Here is a 4,761-nt window from a genome sequence, read left to right as displayed (position 1 = left end):
TGTTATAAACTTATCTAAATTTTTAAGCGTTTGAACCTTTTTTCTATTTTATTTGCAAATTATACTATTGAATAATATTTCATTTATTTATTACTTCAATAGCATTATATATAATCCATAAAAATATATTATGGTTTTATGGATTTTTATAGATTTATATTAGCTGTTACATGCCTCCAAATATTAAAAATATAATATAATATTATATCAGAGATTTTTATAATATTGAGTAAAAATCATACATTTGTTATAATAATCATGAGTTTTTTAATATAAATAATGGAGTGGTAATATTGATGAAAAATAAATATTTAAAATTGATATTTTTTGTATTATTTGTAAATATAATATTTTTTATATCTAATGTAGAGGTGCAAGCAGATACAATTTATGATAATAGTGTAAATTTACAAAAGAAAATCATCACTTTGAGAGAGGGACAAGAAACTAGTATTTGGAGCAGCTCAGAAGATGAAAATAATATAGATGGAAAGTACTATTCTAAAAATATGAAAATAGCGGCCGTTGACAAAACTGGAAAAATAAAAGCTAAAATGGTAGGCGTTACTTCAATTGTTTATAGAAATCAATATAACAAAGAAATAGAAACTACAATAATTGTATATAGAAAGATGTTGGAGCCTTTAACTGAAATCAAAGAGCCTAGATATACTCTTGATAACGACGGAATATACAGAAATTCAAACTCTAGTGAAGAAGATTCAAATAGAGCTCGAATAATGTTGGTAGGAGATTTGATGAACCAAACTAGACAACAGGAGGCTGCAATGACAGAAGATGGAACATATAATTTTAACGCGAGCTTTTCATTAGTTAAAGATATTTTTTCAAAGGCAGATTATGTAGTTGGAAATATAGAATCACTACTTTCAAATTCAGAGCCTTATATGAAAGAGCAAAATTTTGCAGGTAATAGACCTTTTTGTAATGGTCCAATTACTTATTTAGATGCACTTAGATATGCTGGCTTTGACACTTTAGTAAATGGAAATAATCATATGACTGACGGTGGTGAAAGGGGCTTAATAGAAACCAACAATGCGCTAGATAAATACAAATTTTCTCATACAGGATGCTTTACATCTGAAGAAGAGCAGAGATTTGTAATTACTGACATAAATGGAATAAAAGTCGCCGTGTTGTCGTATAGTGAAAAATTTAATAAAAAGGATACAACATTACCTGAGGATAAGAGAGAAATGATGATCAATAGATACTCTAAGGAAAAGGTGGAAAAAGACATAAAGGATGCGAGAGATAAGGGTGCAGAATTTGTAATCGTGTACAATCACTGGGGAAGAGAATTTTGGAATGATTATACAGAAAAACAAGCTCTACACGCTCAAGAAATAGCTGATGCAGGAGCTGATTTAATCATAGGTTCACATCCTCATGCATTGCAGACGAGCGATAAATTGATCAATAAGGAAGGAAAATCAGTTCCAGTAATGTATTCAATGGGGAATTTTGTATCACATCAAACTAGTACAGTTACGAAGGATACATTTATTTTAAATGTAGTATTGACAAAAGATGAGAGTGGAGATGTTGAAATATCAGAGATGGGATATATACCTTGTCATGTACTCAAAGAATATAATGGGGATTCTTATGTTGTAACTCCTATTTCTAGAGAATTTAACAAGGGCATAGATATAAACTCTCCTTATTATGATGAATTGTCTAATGCGTACACTAGAATAGCCACTATAATAAATGGTACTATACCTGAGATAACTTCATTTAATCAAATTACAAATTAATATATAAATTTAAATACAAAAGGGGTACATCGAATGACTGAAAAAAATAAATACAATATAGTAATAGCAGATCCAGCAAAAAATATAACAGTTTTTGTTTTAGACGATATAGATAAAAAATCGTATAAAAGTGTAGCTAGAAATATTTTGGAAAATACAAATTATGCAGCTGAACAAGTTGGATTTATAAAACAACCTATTATGGGTGGAGACATAAGACTTGAAATGATGGGTGGAGAGTTTTGTGGAAATGCCTCTAGAAGTATAGGAATGTTTTTTGCACAACAAAATAACATAAAAAATGGAACTGTATCTGTTGAAATAACAGGAAGTAATAAACCTTTGAATACAAAGGTAGATTTAGAAAAAGAAACAGCTGAAATAGAAATGCCAATTCCTAAAGGTATTGAAAATATTTATGTAGAGGATTTAGGAACTTTTCCGATTGTAATAATAGAAGGAATTAACCATATAATAGCTGAAAATATCGATGCGACAGAAGAAAATTTTGAAAAATTTAAAAAGGCCGTATATGAAAATTACGATGTAGAGGCTTTTGGCGTTATGTTCTTTGATATAGATAAGAAATATATTACTCCAGTAGTATATGTAAAGGATACAGATACGACTTTCTTTGAAAGCAGCTGTGGAAGTGGTACATTGGCTACAATTTTTTATCTAGGAAAAGATTTAAAGGACGGCAATTTGAAGTACAGCATCAGCCAGCCAGGTGGAACTATAGATGCAGAAATAAATAAACAAAATGGACAAACTAAAAAGATAACTATAGGTGGAGTTGTAAAATTAAGCTCTAAAATTGAGATAGAATTGTAGAAGTATGGAGGTATTATTGTTACAAAAATCAATAATACCTTTATTAATTTGAAAAGTTAAGATTTTGTAAACCGTAGAAGCTTAAATATATAATACAAATGTAAAAATACTGTGATATACTTAAATTAAAATTATACATCTATAAATTATTTAAGGAGGAATTACGATGGCTGGAATTTTAAGTAGATTCAAGGATATAATGTCTTCAAACATTAATGCATTATTAGATAAGGTAGAGGATCCAATGAAAATGATAGATCAATACCTTAGAAATTTAGAAAGTGATTTAGGCAAGGTTAAGGCAGAAACAGCAGCAGTTATGGCTGAAGAAACAAGAGCAAAAAGAGAATTAGATGAATGCACAGAATCTATAAATAAAATGCAAGCTTATGCAGAAAAAGCATTATTAGCAGGTAATGAAGCTGATGCTAGAGCATTTTTAGAGAAAAAATCAGAATTAAGTAAAAAATTATCGTCACTTCAACAAACTTACGATATAGCAAAAGAAAATTCAACTAAGATGAGAGCAATGCATGACAAAATAGTTAAAGACATAGCTGAATTAAATTCAAGAAGAGATCAATTAAAGGCTAAAATGGCAGTAGCTGAGACTCAAGAAAAATTAAATAAAATAGGCTCTAGTGTAGATGGAGCTATGGGAAATATGTCTAAATTCGATGAAATGGAAGCTAAAATAAATAAAAAATTAGACACAGCAAATGCCATGGCAGAGCTAAATTCTTCTAAGGATAGCGATAATATAGATGATTTAATGGCTAAATACGATACACAAGCTAATGGGGCATCTTCAGAAACAGATGATGAATTAGCTGCATTAAAGGCTAAATTAGGTTTACAATAAATATTTTGGAATTTAATTAAAGGCATTTAATATTAGAAGGGGAGATTTATGGAGAGTGTAAAAACATATTATTGCACAAATTGTGGGGCAGTGATGGAATTTGATGTTTCATCACAAAATTTAAAATGTCCAAGCTGTGGCAATGAAATTGAAATAAAAAATGATAAAAGTAAAGTGGTAGAACACCAACTGACAAGAAAAGCAATAAATTCTATAAAAGCAGAAGAAAAAAAATCTACTAGTATGGAATGTGAGGGCTGTGGTGCTATTGTAGAGGTAGATTCTACAAGTACTGCAACAACATGTCCATATTGTGGATCAAATTATGTATTGGCTAAAAAGCAAATGGATGCGTTGATTCCAGATGGAGTAGTACCGTTTAGAATAGATAAGGTAAAAATTGGGGAGATCTATCATGATTGGATAAAAAGTAGATGGCTTGCTCCAAATACATTAAAGAGCTTGTATCAAACCGATAAAATTCAAGGTATATATATGCCATTTTGGACCTTTGATGCAGATGTAGATGCTTCATACCAAGCTATGGGTGGAGAGGATTACGAAGTCACTTATGAAGATGATGATGGAAATACTCACACAGAAATAAAAACTAGATGGTATCCTACATCAGGACATGTACATAATTTCTTTGATGATGTACTTATTAGAGCATCAGATAAATTAAAATCAAATTTGTTAAATTCTATGGTTTATAATACTCAAAATATATCTTCTTTTTCACCTGATTATATGTCTGGATATTGCTCTGAGGTATATACTGTAGATTTAGAAGATGCTCATAGAGAAGCAATAAATAAAATGGAAAATGAAATGAGAAGCTTATGCGAAAGTGATGTGCTTAGAAGATATGACAGAGTAAGAGGCTTATCTATGGATTCATATTACCAAAATGAAACTTATAAGCATGTATTACTACCTGTTTATTCGACAGCTTATTATTATAATGGCAAGGAATATCATGTTTTAATAAATGGTCAATCAGGTGTAATAGTAGGTGAGTATCCTAAGAGTGCATTTAAAATAGCTGCTATAGTTGTAGCAATACTTGTTATAATAGCTTTAATTTGGTATTTCATGAATTCATAGAAAATAGGAGGCATAATATGGGACTTTTTAGTGGACAACTGGCAAATGTAGTAGAATGGGAACAGTATAGAGACGACATGATTTTTTGGAAATGGGATAATAAAGAAATTAAAAAAGGAAGTAACTTAATTATTAGACCAGGACAAGATGCAATATTTATGTTTAATGGAAAAG

General features: G+C 29.9%; 4 protein-coding genes. All 4 read left to right on the top strand.

Annotated elements, in window-relative coordinates:
• Window positions 1-296 precede the first annotated feature (296 nt).
• The 4 genes from MR593_RS11990 (at window position 297) to MR593_RS11975 (ending at window position 4,587) form a co-directional block, all read left to right on the top strand.
• A complete protein-coding gene (locus tag MR593_RS11990; protein WP_290693230.1) occupies window positions 297-1,784 on the top strand; it encodes a CapA family protein in 1,488 nt (495 codons plus the stop codon).
• A gap of 33 nt (window positions 1,785-1,817) precedes the next feature.
• Window positions 1,818-2,618 carry a hypothetical protein gene (locus tag MR593_RS11985; RefSeq protein ID WP_290693227.1) on the top strand — a complete coding sequence of 267 codons (801 nt, stop codon included), beginning with the start codon at window positions 1,818-1,820 and terminating at the stop codon, window positions 2,616-2,618.
• Between the two features lie 166 nt (window positions 2,619-2,784).
• Window positions 2,785-3,480 carry a PspA/IM30 family protein gene (locus tag MR593_RS11980; protein WP_290693224.1) on the top strand — a complete coding sequence of 232 codons (696 nt, stop codon included), beginning with the start codon at window positions 2,785-2,787 and terminating at the stop codon, window positions 3,478-3,480.
• A 48-nt stretch (window positions 3,481-3,528) separates the two neighbouring features.
• Window positions 3,529-4,587: a hypothetical protein gene (locus MR593_RS11975; RefSeq protein WP_290693221.1), complete on the top strand. Its 1,059-nt coding sequence runs from the start codon at window positions 3,529-3,531 to the stop codon at window positions 4,585-4,587.
• The last annotated feature ends 174 nt before the right edge of the window (window positions 4,588-4,761 follow it).

Source organism: Intestinibacter sp. (assembly GCF_022780145.1).
In the GTDB taxonomy this organism is placed as follows: domain Bacteria; phylum Bacillota; class Clostridia; order Peptostreptococcales; family Peptostreptococcaceae; genus Intestinibacter.
The sequence above is the reverse complement of the archived record's forward strand: the minus strand, read 5'-3'. Positions and strand labels throughout refer to the sequence as shown.